The organism is Pseudomonas neuropathica, assembly GCF_051174785.1.
Lineage (GTDB): Bacteria > Pseudomonadota > Gammaproteobacteria > Pseudomonadales > Pseudomonadaceae > Aquipseudomonas > Aquipseudomonas neuropathica_A.
In genome coordinates this window covers 4,444,402-4,459,620 of the sequence record NZ_CP195111.1, presented here as the reverse complement: position 1 = coordinate 4,459,620, position 15,219 = coordinate 4,444,402, and the positions used below count along the sequence as shown (strand labels likewise).

13 protein-coding genes and 1 pseudogene are annotated in these 15,219 nt (G+C 59.2%); 7 read left to right on the top strand and 7 right to left on the bottom strand.

Annotation, left to right across the window (positions count from 1 at the left end):
* Window positions 1–14: 14 nt before the first annotated feature.
* Window positions 15–2,348 carry a TonB-dependent Fe(3+) dicitrate receptor FecA gene (gene fecA, locus ACRRSD_RS20075; RefSeq protein ID WP_435034909.1) on the top strand — a complete coding sequence of 778 codons (2,334 nt, stop codon included), beginning with the start codon at window positions 15–17 and terminating at the stop codon, window positions 2,346–2,348.
* Window positions 2,349–2,563: 215 nt separating this feature from the next.
* Complete coding sequence (locus ACRRSD_RS20070; protein WP_435034907.1) at window positions 2,564–2,932, top strand: endonuclease domain-containing protein; 369 nt, start codon at window positions 2,564–2,566, stop codon at window positions 2,930–2,932.
* A gap of 407 nt (window positions 2,933–3,339) precedes the next feature.
* Here ACRRSD_RS20070 and ACRRSD_RS20065 read toward each other — a convergent pair whose 3' ends face one another.
* Together ACRRSD_RS20065 and ACRRSD_RS20060 are read right to left on the bottom strand one after the other, a co-directional pair.
* Window positions 3,340–3,747, bottom strand: coding sequence for an HPF/RaiA family ribosome-associated protein (locus tag ACRRSD_RS20065; protein ID WP_435034906.1), 408 nt, complete (start codon window positions 3,745–3,747; stop codon window positions 3,340–3,342).
* Between the two features lie 200 nt (window positions 3,748–3,947).
* Window positions 3,948–4,895 (bottom strand): LysR substrate-binding domain-containing protein, encoded by a 948-nt coding sequence (locus ACRRSD_RS20060; protein WP_007914183.1) that lies wholly within the window; start codon window positions 4,893–4,895, stop codon window positions 3,948–3,950.
* 135 nt (window positions 4,896–5,030) lie between these two features.
* Between ACRRSD_RS20060 and ACRRSD_RS20055 the strand changes: the two genes are divergently transcribed.
* The 3 genes from ACRRSD_RS20055 (at window position 5,031) to ACRRSD_RS20045 (ending at window position 8,416) form a co-directional block, all read left to right on the top strand.
* Window positions 5,031–6,407: an L-serine ammonia-lyase gene (locus ACRRSD_RS20055; protein WP_435034904.1), complete on the top strand. Its 1,377-nt coding sequence runs from the start codon at window positions 5,031–5,033 to the stop codon at window positions 6,405–6,407.
* A gap of 86 nt (window positions 6,408–6,493) precedes the next feature.
* Window positions 6,494–7,795 (top strand): HAAAP family serine/threonine permease, encoded by a 1,302-nt coding sequence (locus tag ACRRSD_RS20050; protein ID WP_435034902.1) that lies wholly within the window; start codon window positions 6,494–6,496, stop codon window positions 7,793–7,795.
* Window positions 7,796–8,098: 303 nt separating this feature from the next.
* A complete protein-coding gene (locus ACRRSD_RS20045; RefSeq protein WP_435034901.1) occupies window positions 8,099–8,416 on the top strand; it encodes a DUF3509 domain-containing protein in 318 nt (105 codons plus the stop codon).
* On the opposite strand, the gene ACRRSD_RS20040 is transcribed toward ACRRSD_RS20045, so the two are convergent.
* Window positions 8,413–8,913: a phosphate-starvation-inducible protein PsiE gene (locus tag ACRRSD_RS20040; protein WP_026000737.1), complete on the bottom strand. Its 501-nt coding sequence runs from the start codon at window positions 8,911–8,913 to the stop codon at window positions 8,413–8,415. The genes ACRRSD_RS20045 and ACRRSD_RS20040 overlap by 4 nt on opposite strands.
* 327 nt (window positions 8,914–9,240) lie before the next feature.
* Here ACRRSD_RS20040 and ACRRSD_RS20035 point away from each other — a divergent pair.
* A pseudogene (locus ACRRSD_RS20035) lies at window positions 9,241–9,495 on the top strand (YebG family protein); the annotation flags it as partial.
* A 178-nt stretch (window positions 9,496–9,673) separates the two neighbouring features.
* On the opposite strand, the gene ACRRSD_RS20030 reads toward ACRRSD_RS20035, so the two are convergent.
* Window positions 9,674–10,693 carry a Glu/Leu/Phe/Val dehydrogenase dimerization domain-containing protein gene (locus ACRRSD_RS20030; RefSeq protein ID WP_435034900.1) on the bottom strand — a complete coding sequence of 340 codons (1,020 nt, stop codon included), beginning with the start codon at window positions 10,691–10,693 and terminating at the stop codon, window positions 9,674–9,676.
* Window positions 10,694–10,878: 185 nt separating this feature from the next.
* Here ACRRSD_RS20030 and ACRRSD_RS20025 point away from each other — a divergent pair, with 185 nt between their 5' ends.
* On the top strand, window positions 10,879–11,682 hold the full coding sequence (locus ACRRSD_RS20025; RefSeq protein WP_435034899.1) for a SirB1 family protein: 804 nt from the start codon (window positions 10,879–10,881) through the stop codon (window positions 11,680–11,682).
* Window positions 11,683–11,769: 87 nt separating this feature from the next.
* Here the strand turns inward: ACRRSD_RS20025 and ACRRSD_RS20020 are convergent, their stop codons facing one another.
* The 3 genes from ACRRSD_RS20020 to fahA form a co-directional block, all read right to left on the bottom strand.
* Window positions 11,770–13,125 (bottom strand): MFS transporter, encoded by a 1,356-nt coding sequence (locus ACRRSD_RS20020; protein ID WP_435034898.1) that lies wholly within the window; start codon window positions 13,123–13,125, stop codon window positions 11,770–11,772.
* A gap of 140 nt (window positions 13,126–13,265) precedes the next feature.
* Window positions 13,266–13,901 (bottom strand): maleylacetoacetate isomerase, encoded by a 636-nt coding sequence (maiA, locus tag ACRRSD_RS20015; protein WP_435034896.1) that lies wholly within the window; start codon window positions 13,899–13,901, stop codon window positions 13,266–13,268.
* A 12-nt stretch (window positions 13,902–13,913) separates the two neighbouring features.
* The gene (gene fahA, locus ACRRSD_RS20010) at window positions 13,914–15,218 is read right to left on the bottom strand and encodes a fumarylacetoacetase (RefSeq protein ID WP_435034894.1); all 1,305 of its coding nucleotides are present in this window, start codon (window positions 15,216–15,218) and stop codon (window positions 13,914–13,916) included.
* Window position 15,219 lies beyond the last annotated feature (1 nt).

Below are 15,219 nucleotides of genomic sequence, written 5' to 3'. Positions count from 1 at the left end.
CAGGATCATCCGACATGCACTCCACCCGCCTCACGCCACTGGCTCGCACCCTGCGCAATCTTGTCCTCGGCGCCAGCCTGAGTTTCAGTGCCCTGCCCGCTGCGATGGCCGGTGATGCCAAGGCTTATCACATCGCACCGTCGTCGCTGGAAAACGCCCTCAACCAGTTTGGTCGTGAAGCAGGCGTGCTGATTTCATTCGGTTCGCAAGTCACCAGCGGTGTGCAAAGTCGAGGCCTGGAGGGCAGCTACACGCCTGAGCAAGGTCTGAATGCGTTGCTCGAAGGCACCGGACTGCAAGCACGCGTCGAGGGCAACAATGCGTTCAGTTTGCAACCGGTGGCGGATGCCGCGCTGGAACTGGACACGTCGAAAGTCGTCGGCGACTGGCTCGGCGACGCCGCGCAAATCAATGTCTTCGAACATCCCGGTGCTCGCGACGTAATCCGCCGCGAAGAGTTCGAACGTCAGGGCGCGACTCAGGCGCGTGATGTGCTCAACCGCATCCCCGGCGTCAATGCCCCGGAAAACAACGGCACCGGCAGCCATGACATGGCACTGAACTTCGGCATCCGTGGTTTGAATCCACGCCTGGCCGCGCGCTCGACGGTGTTGATGGACGGCATTCCTGTGCCGTTCGCGCCTTATGGCCAACCGCAGCTATCGTTCGCGCCAATCAGCATGGGCAACATGGATGCCGTGGACGTAGTGCGTGGCGGTGGCGCAGTGCGTTACGGCCCGCAGAACGTCGGTGGCGTGGTCAACTTCGTGACCCGGGCGATCCCCGACGAGCCAACGGTCAAGGGCGGCTTCCAGACGGAAACCAGCCCGTCGTCGAGCCATGACGGTTTCAAGACCAGCGCCAACCTGCTGGGCGGCGGCACCAATGCCAATGGCCTCGGTGGCGCGCTGCTCTACTCTGGCACCCGCGGTGGTGACTGGCGTGAACACAGCGACACCGAGATTGACGACCTGATTCTCAAGGGCAAGTACCAGCTCGACGAGGCCAACAGCTTCAACGCCATGGCCCAGTATTACGAAGGCAAGGCCGACATGCCCGGCGGGTTGAACGTCGCCGATTACGACGCTGATCCGTACCAGTCGACGCGGCCAAAAGACCAGTTCTGGGGCCGGCGGACGATGTTCAACGTCGGTTATCGCTATCAGGAAGATCGCCGCGAGTTCACCGCCAACACGTTCTTCACCAAGACCCTGCGCAGCGGTTATCTGGATCAGGGCACGTTCCTCTCGCTGTCACCGCGCAAGTACTGGGTGCGCGGTCTGGAAACCCGTTTCGCCCAAGGCTTCGACCTCGGTCCGACCAGCCATGAAGTCGGCGTCGGCTACCGTTATATCAACGAGGCCGGCCACGAACTGCGCTATCGCACGCCGATCAGCAGCAACGAATACCCGAGCACCGCCAGCCGCAACGACCGCGATACCCGTGGCGGCACCGAAGCCAATGCGTTCTTCGTCGATGACCGCATCGACATCGGCAAATGGACGATCACCCCGGGCGTGCGTTACGAGATGATCGAGTCGCAGCAGACCAACAACCTGACCGACGTCAAATACAAGGGCGATTACAACACTGCGCTGCCGGCGTTGAACGTGCTCTATCACCTGACCGATAGCTGGAATTTGTACGCCAACACCGAAGGCTCGTTCGGCAGCGTGCAGTACAGCCAAATGCCCAACCGTGTGAGCAGCGGCGAAGTGAAACCGGAGAAGGCCCGCACCTGGGAGCTCGGCACGCGCTATGACAACGGTGCGTTGCGTGCAGAGATCGGCGCGTTCCTGATCAACTTCGACAATCAGTACGAAAGTAATCAGACCAACGACTCGGTGATCGCCCGTGGCGAAACCCGTCACCAGGGCATCGAGACCAGCATCAATTACGCGCTGGATGACTTGAACCCGGCGCTGGCCGGTTTCGATGTCTACGCCACTTACGCCTATGTTGACGCGACCATCCGCGAGGACGGACCGAACAAGGGCAATCGCGTGCCGTTCTCGTCGAAACACAAGGGCACGATTGGCGTTGGTTACACCGAAGGGCCATGGAAGCTGAATCTGGACAGCAGCTTCCAGAGCGACCAGTTCGCCGACAACGCCAACACTTCGAAGGAAAGTGCCGATGGCAGTGCCGGGAAGATCCCGGGTTACATGCTGTTCAGCAGCCGCGCCGGGTATGACTTCGGGCCGCAGTTGGCGGATCTGAATGTGGCGGTGGGGGTGAAGAACATCTTCAACACGCAGTACTTCACGCGGTCGTTTGATGACAACAACAAGGGTAAGTATGTGGGGGAGCCGAGGACGGTTTATGTGCAGACTTCTGTGGCGTTCTGAGGATTGAAAAGCCCCTCACCCTAACCCTCTCCCAGAGGGAGAGGGGACTGACCGCGTTGTTTTGGCGGGTTACGCCGACATGAGATATCGAGTCGAGCTTACGTTTGAAAAGCGTAAAAATCGGCCCCCTCTCCCTCTGGAAAGGGCTGGAGTGGGGGTCAGCGAGTCATGGTCTACAGTAAAACTTCAACCCAACTTCACAAGGATCGTGAAGCATGCAAACCCGCCCCACCCTCGCCCAGTTCGCCCGCCATCTACGCGTCAATCAAACCGACTGCGAACACCTGCTCTGGCAAAAACTCCGCTCCCGCCAAATCGCCAATCTGAAATTTCGTCGGCAATTTCCGTGTCCGCCTTACGTGCTGGATTTTTATTGTGCCGAGTTGAAGTTGGCGATTGAGCTGGATGGTGGCCAGCATTATGAAACGCCGGGACTGATTCATGACCAGCGTCGGACGCAGTACATGAATCTAAAGGGCATTGAAGTCGTGCGTTTCAGTAATCTCGAGGTGATCCAGCAGATGGACGATGTGCTGGAGCAAATCATGAGAATTGCGGCGAATCGAAAAATGCCCTCACCCTAACCCTCTCCCAGAGGGAGAGGGGACTGACCGGGGGATGCTTTAGAAATGCATCGACCTGAACGTATTGGACCGAATCCATAATCGACTCGGTCTCTCAGGTCGACGTACCTCTTCAGACACCTCGGTCGGCCTCTTCCAGAAGAAGATGGGCTGACCGGGATGCTTCAGAAATTCATTAGCCTGAAAGTACTGCGTCGGATCCATAATCGACTGGGTCTTTCAGGTCGACGTACCCCGCAAGACACCTCGGTCGACCCCCTCTCCCTCCGGGAGAGGGCTGGGGTGAGGGGCCGCTTTCTTACGCCCTGTGCAAATACCTCCAAAAGCAAAAACGGGCCTGCTATCGCAGGCCCGTTCTATTGGGTGGCTTATGAAAGTTCTATTGGGTGGCTTATGAAATCAGCGCATCAACTGTTGATCGCTGCCTGTTCATTCTCGTCAAACTCTTCTGCCAACAGCTTGTCATTGGCTTTGCCGGTGAAGGGCACTACAGCGGCACGTGGCTTACCTCGCAGTTTGCCGAACAGATGGTCCAGTTTGTGCTCAAGCTTTTCAGCAGCACCGTCGATCGCCTGGTCCAGCGAATCGGCCTTGTGGGTCACGGAAATCGGTTGATGGCCTTTTGGCCGCGCTTCCAGCTGGCAGCGCATGTCATGGGGACCTGGTTTGTCACCGTTCTCGTCGGCCAGATGGACTTCGACGCGGGTCAGGTCTTCTTCATAACGTTCGAGCGTGCTCTCAATGGTTGTACGTACCCACTCCTCCAGTCGTTGACTACTTTGAATATGGTTATCGCTGTTGACTTGGATTTGCATAGTTCATCCCTTATTTCAGCTAGCTCGCGAGGGGCCTTGAATTGAATTTCCTGACCCCTTGGTTACAACAATCGGCCCGACCGGCGAACATTTCAACCCCTGAAAAAAGATAAATTTTCATTCGCAAAAAAAGCCGGACAACCGAGCAAAGCACTGGTAAGGTCGGGAGTTGGGTCGCCTCGCAACCCAGCAAAATTTGCTCACAATTGCCCGTCATTCAACGGGTGCAAGCTGCGAAAAATCCCCGCTTCCTCCACCAGCCAGTCATGCACCGCACGCACGCCCGGATGGCTCAACGCCCCTGGCGCGTACAGCAACACATAGCGTTTATGGTTGGGCACCGACAGGCCAAATGGCACGATCAACGTCCCCCGTTCCAGCTCATCGTTGAGCAATGTACGCCGGGCAATCGCCACGCCCATGCCGGCAATCGCCGCTTCAATGGTCAGGTGATTGCGATTGAAGGTATGTCCACGCCGTACGTCGGCGCCTTCAAAACCGATCGCGTTCAAATAGAACTCCCACTCCGCGTATTCATAACTGCCACGCCAGGCGGTGATGTCGTGCAGCAACGGGAAATGCACCAGATCCGCCGGCCCGTGTAGCGGTGGTCGTCCGCGTAGCAGGCTCGGTGCGCACACCGGGAAAATCTGCTCGTCGAGCAAGGCTGTGGATAACAGTCCCGGATAACTGCCGTCGTTCAGATCAATGGCCAGGTCGAAGTCGCCCTCGTGCAACGGCACGCTGCTGTCCTCGGCCACCAGCCGCAGCTGAATGTCTGGATAGCGCTGTTGCAGCCGTGGCAAGCGCGGTGTCAGCCATTTGCTGAGGAACGACGGAATCGAGCGCACGCGCAAAATCCCGCTGATCATTCCGGCATCCAGTCGACGCAGTTCGGCATCGATGCTGCCGTATGCCTCGTTAACGGTGATCGCCAACCGCTGCCCTTCTGCGCTCAACTCAACGCCGCGCGCGCGCCGATGAAACAGACGAAACCCGAGGCGCTCTTCCAATTGCCGAATCTGCTGACTGACCGCCCCAGGGGTGATGTGCAGTTCTTCTGCGCAACGGGTGAACGACAGGTGCCGCGCGGCACAGGAAAACACCTGCAGCCAGACGTAGGTCTGGGCGTGCAATTGACGACTCATCGTTTAGTCCTGCTAAAGGCTTACTTAGGAAGTTTCGTTAGTCACGTAGGACCGAGGTAGGCAGTATCGCCGACATTGCGCTTGTCCTACAAAAAATGGCAGCGATTCCTACTCCATTGCTTGTAAGGGTTTAGCATGGCTATCAGTGTTTTCGATCTATTCAAAGTCGGCATTGGCCCGTCCAGTTCCCATACCGTCGGCCCGATGCGGGCGGCAGCGACCTTCGCTCAGGCGCTGATTGATCAGTGTTTGTTGAACGACGTACGCCGTGTGGAAATCCGTTTATACGGTTCCCTGTCGGCCACTGGCGTCGGCCATGCCACCGACCGCGCCACGGTCATGGGCCTGATGGGTGAATGGCCAGACAGCATCGACCCGGCGACCATCGACCCACTCATCCAGCAACTGCGCGAGACGGGCCAACTGTCCCTCGCCGGGCAAAGAGAAATTGCCTTCGACTGGCAGCGCGATCTCCTGCTGCTGGATGAGAGCCTACCCTACCACCCCAACGCTATGTCGCTGACAGCCTTTGGCGAAACTGCCGAGCTGTTCGAGCAGACGTACTACTCGGTAGGCGGCGGCTTCATCATCGAAGCGGCGGAAGCCGAGTCCGGTGTCGCTCCGGCCGGCGACGTGGTGTTGCCGTACGATTTCTCCAGCGCCGCCGAACTGTTGTCACTGTGCAAACAGCACAACCTGCGCGTCTCTGAACTGATGATGGCTAACGAGCGCGCCTGGCGCAGCGACGCCGAAATCCGCCAGGGCCTGTTGCACATCTGGTCGGTGATGCGTGAATGCGTCGAACAGGGCTTGAGCCACGAAGGCATCCTGCCCGGCGGTCTTAATGTGCCGCGCCGCGCGGCGAAATTGCACCGCAGCCTGCTGGAAATCGGCAAGCCGAACGTGATCAGTTCAACACTGTCGGCAATGGAATGGGTGAACCTGTTCGCCCTTGCCGTCAACGAAGAAAACGCCGCCGGCGGGCGCATGGTTACCGCGCCGACCAACGGTGCAGCCGGAATCATCCCGGCGGTTCTGCACTACTACATGAAATTCAATCCGGACGCGTCTGACGATGACGTGGTCGCTTTCTTCCTCGGTGCGACTGCCGTCGGCATTCTATGTAAGAAAAATGCCTCGATCTCCGGCGCCGAAGTCGGCTGCCAGGGTGAAGTCGGTTCGGCTTGCGCGATGGCAGCAGCGGGCCTGGCCGATGTACTCGGCGCCACTCCGGAGCAACTGGAAAACGCCGCCGAAATCGGCCTGGAACACAACCTCGGCCTGACCTGCGACCCGGTCGGCGGCCTGGTGCAAGTGCCGTGCATCGAGCGCAACGCCATCGCCGCCGTGAAAGCGATCAACGCCACACAAATGGCACTGCGCGGCGACGGCAAGCACTTCATTTCCCTCGACCGGGTGATCCGCACCATGCGCGATACCGGCGCCGATATGCATGACAAATATAAAGAGACTTCACGGGGCGGCCTGGCCGTGAGCTGGGTGGAGTGCTGAGGCGCTTTCCCTGACCGCCCCGGCAGACCGCACCCGACGGTCTGCCAACCGTGAGCCCGAGCAAAAATAATAACGAGGCGATACCGATGACCGATGTACGTACACCTGCTGCCGAAAATCCCGCCGTAGACCGCACACGCAATGCAGAAACGGCCCACAAGGGCTGGAACAAATTCGACACCACTTGGATGCTCGGCCTGTACGGCACCGCGATCGGTGCTGGCACCTTGTTCCTGCCGATCAATGCCGGCGTCGGCGGTTTCTGGCCTTTGCTGATTCTCGCCGTACTGGCTTTCCCGATGACGTTTTTTGCCCACCGTGGGCTGACCCGTTTCGTGTTGTCCGGACGTTCCGGGGACATCACCGAAGTGGTTGAAGAACACTTCGGCATCGGCGCCGGCAAGCTGATCACGCTGCTGTATTTCTTCGCGATCTTCCCGATCCTGCTGGTGTACAGCGTCGCGCTGACCAACACCTTGAGCAGTTTCCTCGAACACCAACTGCACATCGCCCCGCCACCACGGGCGATTCTCTCGCTGGTGCTGATCCTCGGATTGATGGCGATTGTTCGTTGCGGTCAGAGCGTGATCGTCAAAGCCATGAGCGTGTTGGTGTATCCATTCGTCGCCGCGTTGCTGCTGCTCGCGGTCAGCCTGATTCCGAACTGGAACGGCGCGTTTTTCGCCAGCGCTCAAGAAGCCATGCCAATGTCCGTATTTCTCAAGACGCTGTGGCTGGCGATCCCAGTGATGGTGTTCTCGTTCAACCATTCGCCGATCATCTCCGCGTTCGCGGTTGAGCAGAAACAACGCTACGGCGAGCAGGCCGAACGTAAAAGCAGCGGCATCCTCGCCATGGCCCACGGCATGATGGTCGTGACGGTGATGTTCTTCTGCTTCAGCTGCGTGCTGGCGCTCTCGCCCGCCGATCTCGCAGCGGCGAAAGCGCAGAACATTTCGATCCTGTCGTACCTGGCCAACCACTTCCAGACCCCGGTCATCGCTTACGCCGCGCCGCTGATTGCGCTGGTGGCGATCACCAAATCCTTCCTCGGCCACTACATCGGTGCCAGCGAAGGCTTTCAGGGCATGATCGTGAAAAGCCTGCGCAGTCGTGGCCGAGTGATGTCGGCGAGCTGGCTGAACCGCGCAACCGCCGTGTTCATGATTCTCAGCTGCTGGGCCGTAGCGACCTTCAACCCGAGCATCCTCGGGATGATCGAGGCTTTCGGTGGGCCAGTGATAGCCTGCCTGCTGTTCTTGATGCCGATGTACGCCATCCGCCGCGTGCCAGCCTTGCGCCAGTATTCGGGCCAGGTGTCCAACGTGTTTGTGGTGTTGATCGGCCTGATTGCACTGTCAGCGATCATCTACTCGGTTCTGCCCTGAAAACGCGCCATAAAAAAAGGCGAGCCGTGTGGCTCGCCTTTTTTATGCCCGTGTTCATTGTTCGACAATTTTCCCGGCACAGCCCTTGCTACTCCCCTGTAGGAGCCGCCGCAGGCTGCGATCTTTTGCTCTTCATGATCGAAATCAAAACAGCGAAGAGCAAAAGATCGCAGCCTCGTTCACTCGACAGCTCCTACATGAAGCAACAAATACAGGCCACGGAAGGGCCGGTGATCCGGTTTGGCGAACCAACCCGATCACGGCCGGTCAACAACTGCACGTTCAATCAGGCGGTGACGCATCATGGACAACCCATTTCAGATCATTACCGATGCCTTCGCGCCGGACTATCAGATCAACCTGAGCATTCAGGGCCTGGACGGCAGCATCATGCTGACCCTGTCCAACAGCGGCCGAATCGTGGCCAAACGCATGATCAGTGCCGAACAACGCAATGACCCCGCGCGCCTCAAGCGGCTGGTGCAAAGCATTCAATTCGGCATCGCTATCGAACAAGGCCACAGCGCCATGGCCATCCTCGAAGCGATGACCAGCGGTGACGGGCTGACCCCGCCACCACCGCGCATCATTGGCCAGCCCCGGCCAGCGGCCGGGCTTTAAAGCTCGCCCTTTTCGACTTCGGGATGCTCGCTGGAACCGGCGCCGAGTTTGCGCTGCGGCTTCTCGATCTTCACCGAGGGAAATTGTGACGAGGCGTAACGCACCACCAGAATCGAGAACGCCAGCAGCAGAATCCCGCCGCACAGGTAGATGATGCCCATGTCCGGCGGGTTGTGGTGCGAGACGTTGGAGATCAGCAAACGGGTCAGCGCGGTGATCGCCACATAAATCAGGAAGCGCACCGGCATGTGGTTGGTCTTGAAATAAATCCCGACCATCGCGCCCAGTTCGAGATAGATGAACAGCAGAAGAATGTCATCGATCTTGATGTGGCCTTCCTCGAGCATCCCGAGAAACTCCATCACCGCCGCCCACGCCGTCACCGCACCGATGGCGAATAGCGCCAGATAGTGGAAGGTCTCGACGAACAGGTTGCCCAGGGACTCGGCCAGTTGATGCACGTTCTGCCGCAGTTTCTCGGCCCAGTTGATTTTCACGATGATGTTCCTTAGCTCGAATGCGAGCGGATGATGCGTGTTGGACGTGACGGTTTTCTGCACGTAACGATTTTCATGCAGAAAAGAGGCCACGCCATCATGGCGAGCCGCCGCCAAACCCGCGCCGTGGCGTTTGGTCGCACCACCTCCGCCGTTGTGGGAGCGAGCCTGCTCGCGAATGCAGCAACACGATCTCCTGACAAACCCGAAATCCGGTCTACATTGAAAAGCCACTACCCATGGCGCAGGGATTCGCTTATCCTTTTCGCTGTATATGGATACAGTAGTCGTCAAGACAACTTAATGTGAAGGCATGTGAGGTGGTGAATGGCCGTCGAAGTGGTATACCGCAGCAGCCGAGATCTGGAGCGCTTGTTCATGGATAAAGCCGAAGCTGACCGTCATGACAAAATGCTCGAACTGGCCGAATATCTGGCCGATGTGCTGCAAAAAGCCGTTCCGTCCCTGACTGAACAGCAAGTGGAAGAAGCCGGGATCTACATGGCGAAGAATCGCGATGTATTCGCCCGGGCGTTCAAGAGCCAGCCGGATGCACTGTCCGAGTTGCTCAATGCACCGGCCGAGCCTGTCGAGAACGCTGAAGTGGTGGAATCGGTTGAAGCGCCGGCCAAGCCTGCCAAAGCGGTAAAAGCTGCGAAGTAATCAGCGCGCCCTTAAAAGATCGCAGCCTTCGGCAGCTCCTACATTTGGAATGCATATTTCCTGTAGGAGCTGCCGAAGGCTGCGATCTTTTGCTTTTTCAGCGATACAAAACTTTCTCCGCCAGCTCATCCGCCACCCGCGCCGGTGAACGCTTCTCCGCCTGCGCATGGGCAAAAACTTCAGTCAGCCGTGAACTGATCTTCGACAGGTGCGCAGTAATCGTCGGTAATTCCTCGCCACGATGTTTCAGCGAGACGTAAATCAGCCCACCCGCATTGATCACATAGTCCGGCGCATACAGAATTCCGCGTCGCTCCAGTTGATCGGCGACATCCAGGTGCGTCAGTTGATTGTTTGCCGAACCGGCCACGGCCGAACACCGCAGCTGGGTGACCGTGTGGCTGTTCAGCACACCACCCAGACCGCACGGTGCAAGGATGTCGCACGGGGTGCTGAGTAACGCGTCGTTCGCGATCGGATGGGCGTTGAGTTGCTCCATCGCCAGTTGCACCTTGCCGTGGTCGATATCGCTGACCAGCAGTTCAGCCCCGGCGGCGTGCAGTTGCTCGGCCAGGGCAAAACCGACATTGCCCAGGCCCTGAATGGCGATGCGCAAACCTTCGAGATTATCACTGCCCAGTCGAGCCATCGCCGTTGCGCGAATGCCGGCAAACACGCCCATGGCAGCATGCGGCGCCGGGTCGCCGGCTGACGTGGTGCTGGTGACATGCTGGGTCTGTTGGGCGATGCAATCCATGTCCGCGACCGAGGTGCCGCTGTCGATGGCGGTGATATAGCGGCCATCGAGCTGATCGATGCAGCGGCCAAAGGCTTCGAACAGCGCGCCACGACTTTCCACATGAACCGGACGCACAATCACCGCGACGCCACCGCCCTGAGCCAGCCCTGCCAACGCGGCTTTGTAGCTCATGCCCTGAGCCAGGCGAATGGCATCTTCGACGGCGGATTCGTCATTGGGATAGGCAAGATAACGACATCCGCCCAAGGCTGGCCCGAGGCGACTGTTATGGATGGCAATGACCGCCTTCAACCCGGTGACCGGATCAACGCTAAGGTGCAGCGATTCCAGGCGAGTGCTTTGCATGAGCGCAAACATCGTTGGGCTCCCGAATCACTTCTTGTAGAACGCCAGTATAGGCCTGCGCCCGAAAATTGCTGGAGCGCACCGGAATAAGCGCCCGCGCAGACAACGGCTTTGCGGCATAACCCGACACCTGCGCAGCGGGGCACTGGACGAATCTCGCGGACCGGGCTAAAACGAGGCATTCCCCGGAGATTGCGATGAGTGCGCGTCAACGTTTTTTCGAATGCCTGCACCGTTCACCGCCCGCGCTGTTCGAAGCCGCGCTGTGGATGGCGGCCGAGCACGAAAAAGCGGTGGATCCCGACGCGCTGCTGCACGAATTCAAAGAACTGCAACAACGGGTCAGTTACGGTTTGCCAATGCTGCCGGTAAGCGAGCTGGCGCAACCGTTGTTACGCCGCATGACCGATCTGGGTTTTGCACAGGACGATTTTCTGCCACTGCGTCCACAGGCTGCGCTGCTGCACAAAGTGTTGCAGACCCGTCGCGGCCAGCCGCTGGCATTGGCGCTGATTGCCCTGGAGTTGGCGCGCGGGCTGGAAATTCCTCTGGTTGGAGTCAACTTCCCCGGGCACTTCCTGTTGCGGGTGCCCGGCGCCGATCACTTGCTGGATCCCTGCGGTGGCCGGCGCTTGTATCCCAATGACTGTCGCGAACTGTTGCAGCGCCAATACGGGCCGAACATGAAGCTGACTGCCGAGCATCTGCTGACCGCGACACCCCAGCAGATGCTCCAGCGCCTGTCACGCAACTTGCGTCAGTTGTACCTGACGCATGATGATTTCATTGCCGCGCTGATCGATGCCGAACGCGTACTCGAACTGGGTGACGCCGGCGTTGCCGATTACTTGGCCCGGGCCAGTCTTTATCAGCGGCTCGACTGCCCGAACGCCGAGCGCTTCGATCTGGAGCATGCGCTGCTGCTCAGCGACGACCCGATTCAACGCCTGCGCCTGACCGAGCGCCTCGGGCACCTGCCGCCCAACTCCGTCGTCCATTAAAAGCAAAAGATCGCAGCCTTCGGCAGCTCCTACATTGAAATATGCATTCCCATGTAGGAGCTGCCGAAGGCTGCGATCTTTTGCTCTTCAGGATTTGACAGATATCCCCATTCCAACTGTCGAATTTCCTTCGGAGGGTGAACGCACCTGAATAATCAGCAGCGCAGCAATCACCGCAGGGATCGCGCAGAAGAAAAAAATCTGCGCCACCGGAATGTGCATCGCCAGTAACAGGCTGCCGAACAGCGGCCCGAGTATCGAACCGAAGCGCCCCACGCCCAGTGCCCAACCGGTGCCCGTCGCGCGCACATGCGCCGGGTAGAAATTACTGGCGAACGCATTTAACGTCAGTTGCCCGCCGATGATGCAGAAGCCGGCGGCAAACACGCAGGCCACCAGATAGCGTGGGTTGTCGTGATTGAGCCCGAGCAAAATCGTGCACAGCGCTGCGCCTGCCAGCACCGCTGACAACAGACGCACCTTGCGCTTCAAGCGGTCAGCAAACCAGGCAATGCAAATCGCGCCCAAAGTACCGGCGAACAGGAACATCGACGTCACCAGATTAGCTTCGTTGAGTTTCAACCCGCTTTCCAGCAACAGCGTCGGCAACCAACTGATCATGAAATACAACAAAATCAGGCTGACGAAAAACGTCGCCCAGATCAGCAAGGTCGGCCGTGCGTAACCGTTGCGGAACAACTCGACCACGGTCAGTTTGCTGCCCTGCTCGTGCTCGTTCTGTTCGACGCTGGCAACGGGCGGTTGCCAGTCCGGCAGCATGCGCGCGGTGACTTTGCGCAGCCGCGCATACGGCGGTGCATCACGCAGCAAACGTGGCAGCGATTCTGGCAGCATCCACCAGAGAAACGGAAACAACAGCAACGGCGTGACGCCACCGGCGAGGAACACCGCTTGCCAGCCGAACCGGTCGATAAACCCGGCGGCGACGAAACCACCCGCCGCGCCACCGAACGAGAAGCCACAGGCCGCCAGCGTCACCATCAAAGTGCGCAACCGCGGTGGCGAGTATTCCGACATCAACGCCATGGCACTGGGCATCGCCCCGCCCATACCGATGCCGCAGATAAAGCGCGCGATCATCAGCGTGTTCAGGGAATCGGCGAAGACCATCAGCACGGTCAGCGTGGCGTAGATCAGCACGCAGGCGAGCAGAATCCGCCGCACGCCAAAGCGGTCAGCCAGCGGCGTGACAGCCAGTGAACCAAGGGTGAGACCGAGCAGATTGGCGCTGAAAACAGGTCCGAACGCCGACTTTTCCAGGCCCCAGTCCTGCGCCAGCGCGGGCACCACGTAACCGAGCACCTGAGCGTCGTAGCCGTCGGTGACCAGCAACAGCGCCAGCAGGATCAACAGTAACCACTGATAGCGAGACACAGGACGGGCGTCGAGTGCCGCCCGGAAGCTGGCAATCTGGTTATGCATCGCAAGGTACCTGTTTTGTTTTTATGTTTTTTGGGTCGTTCAACGCCAAACCTTGTGGGAGCGAGCCTGCTCGCGAATGCGGTGTGTCAGCCAAATGAATGGTGACTGACACTCATCTTTCGCGAGCAGGCTCCACAAGGTTACGGGGTATCGGGTTGATGGGCGGGATGCGCCTTGATGAACGCTGGATGTTCAGCCGCCAGTGCGGCAACACGACGAATTTTCGGATACGCCTCAAGGCTGACGTTGAATCGTTCCGCGGCGTACAACTGCGGAATCAGGTACACGTCGGCCACGCACGGCCACTCGCCAAAACAGAAACCCTCATCGCCAATCAGTTGCTCCACCGTCGCCAGCCCTTGGCTGATCCAGTGACTGATCCACTCGACCACCTGCGGCTCGTCCTGCCCCAACTGGCGCAGACGATTGAGCACGCTGACGTTGTGCAGCGGATGCACGTCGCAACCAATCACTGCTGCCACACCGCGCACCTGCGCACGGGCGAGCAGATCTTCAGGCAGCAACGGCACCTGTGGATAACGTTCTTCCAGGTACTCGATGATGGCCGGCGACTGAATCAGCAAATCGCCTTCGTCAGTGCGCAAGGCCGGCACACGACCCTGCGGGTTGATCGCCAGATACGCCACCTGCCGATGCTCGCCGCCCGGCGGTGCAATCAGGTTGACCGGCAGCGCCTGGTAGTCCAACCCTTTGAGCGCCAGCGCGATTCGTACCCGGTACGATGAGGTCGAACGATAGTAGGTATAGAGATCCATGAGCCGCTCCTGTCAGCGCGCCGGCAACACTTTGCCGCGGCACTCGCCGAAGCCGATCGAAGCAAAACCATCACGGGCACAACGTGCGCGCAGAATGATTTCGTCACCGTCCTCAAGGAATTTACGTACTTCGCCAGAGGCCAGTTCGATCGGCTTTTTGCCGCCCTCAGTGATTTCCAGCAGGCTGCCGAACTGACCGTTTTCCGGGCCGGACAAAGTGCCCGAACCGAACAGGTCACCGGCCTGCAACTGGCAGCCGTTGACGCTGTGGTGCGCGACCATTTGCGCGACAGTCCAGTACATGTAGCGGGTGTTGCTCAGGGTCAGGCGATGGGCCGGCAGGTTCTGCTCGCGCATGGCTTCGGTGAGCAGCAGCACTTCCAGTTCGATGTCGAAGGCACCGCCGTCCTGATCGCGTTTGTCGAACAGATACGGCAAAGGTTGCGGATCACCTTCAGGACGCTTCGGCTGCGCGGTACGGAATGGCTCCAGCGCTTCCGCCGTGACGACCCACGGCGACACACTGGTGATGAAGCTCTTCGACAGGAACGGCCCCAGCGGCTGGTATTCCCAGGCCTGGATATCGCGGGCCGACCAATCGTTGAGCAGGCAGAAACCGGCGATGTGATCAGCGGCGTCACCGATGGCGATCGAATCGCCCATCTCGTTGCCCTGACCGATCCAGATGCCCAGCTCCAGCTCATAGTCCAGACGTGCGCATGGGCCAAATGTCGGCTCGGTCTGACCGGCCGGCAGCGTCTGGCCTTTCGGCCGACGCACGTCGGTGCCGGAGGCGCGCACAGTGGAGGCGCGACCGTGATAACCGATCGGCACGTGCTTGTAGTTCGGCAGCAACGGGTTATCCGGACGGAACAGTTTGCCGACGTTCTGCGCGTGCTCGATGCCCACGTAGAAGTCGGTGTAATCGCTGATGCGTGCCGGCAGGTGCAACTGGCAATCGGCGGCCAGTGGCAACAGTTTCGCGCCTTGAGCTTCAATGTTACCGCGCAGGGTGCTGCCTTCGCTGAACAGTTCCAGCAGGCGTGTACGCAAAGCCACACGTGCCTCACGACCGAGATCAAAGAACGCGTTCAACTGGCCGCCGTGCATGGCTTCCACTGCACTGCGCGCAATGCCGTCAAACAGACCGGCCTCCAGCGCCACTTGCAGATCGAAAATGTGGTCGCCAATCGCCACGCCAGCGCGCGGCAGCGCATCGGCGATGCTGAATACGCCGAGCGGCAGGTTCTGCAACGGGAAATCTGTGTGGCCGTTGGCCGAAGCGACCCAACTGCGGGTGATGGAATTCTGCGTCATG

Excerpts from the sequence above, each read along its gene's own strand:
- ACRRSD_RS20055 (WP_435034904.1), top strand. The coding sequence starts at position 5,031 with ATGGCTATCAGTGTTTTCGATCTATTCAAAGTCGGCATTGGCCCGTCC.
- ACRRSD_RS20050 (WP_435034902.1), top strand. The coding sequence starts at position 6,494 with ATGACCGATGTACGTACACCTGCTGCCGAAAATCCCGCCGTAGACCGC.
- fecA (WP_435034909.1), top strand. The coding sequence starts at position 15 with ATGCACTCCACCCGCCTCACGCCACTGGCTCGCACCCTGCGCAATCTT.
- ACRRSD_RS20025 (WP_435034899.1), top strand. The coding sequence starts at position 10,879 with ATGAGTGCGCGTCAACGTTTTTTCGAATGCCTGCACCGTTCACCGCCC.
- ACRRSD_RS20065 (WP_435034906.1), bottom strand. The coding sequence starts at position 3,747 with ATGCAAATCCAAGTCAACAGCGATAACCATATTCAAAGTAGTCAACGA.
- ACRRSD_RS20070 (WP_435034907.1), top strand. The coding sequence starts at position 2,564 with ATGCAAACCCGCCCCACCCTCGCCCAGTTCGCCCGCCATCTACGCGTC.
- ACRRSD_RS20060 (WP_007914183.1), bottom strand. The coding sequence starts at position 4,895 with ATGAGTCGTCAATTGCACGCCCAGACCTACGTCTGGCTGCAGGTGTTT.
- maiA (WP_435034896.1), bottom strand. The coding sequence starts at position 13,901 with ATGGATCTCTATACCTACTATCGTTCGACCTCATCGTACCGGGTACGA.
- ACRRSD_RS20020 (WP_435034898.1), bottom strand. The coding sequence starts at position 13,125 with ATGCATAACCAGATTGCCAGCTTCCGGGCGGCACTCGACGCCCGTCCT.
- ACRRSD_RS20030 (WP_435034900.1), bottom strand. The coding sequence starts at position 10,693 with ATGTTTGCGCTCATGCAAAGCACTCGCCTGGAATCGCTGCACCTTAGC.
- fahA (WP_435034894.1), bottom strand. The coding sequence starts at position 15,218 with ATGACGCAGAATTCCATCACCCGCAGTTGGGTCGCTTCGGCCAACGGC.
- ACRRSD_RS20045 (WP_435034901.1), top strand. The coding sequence starts at position 8,099 with ATGGACAACCCATTTCAGATCATTACCGATGCCTTCGCGCCGGACTAT.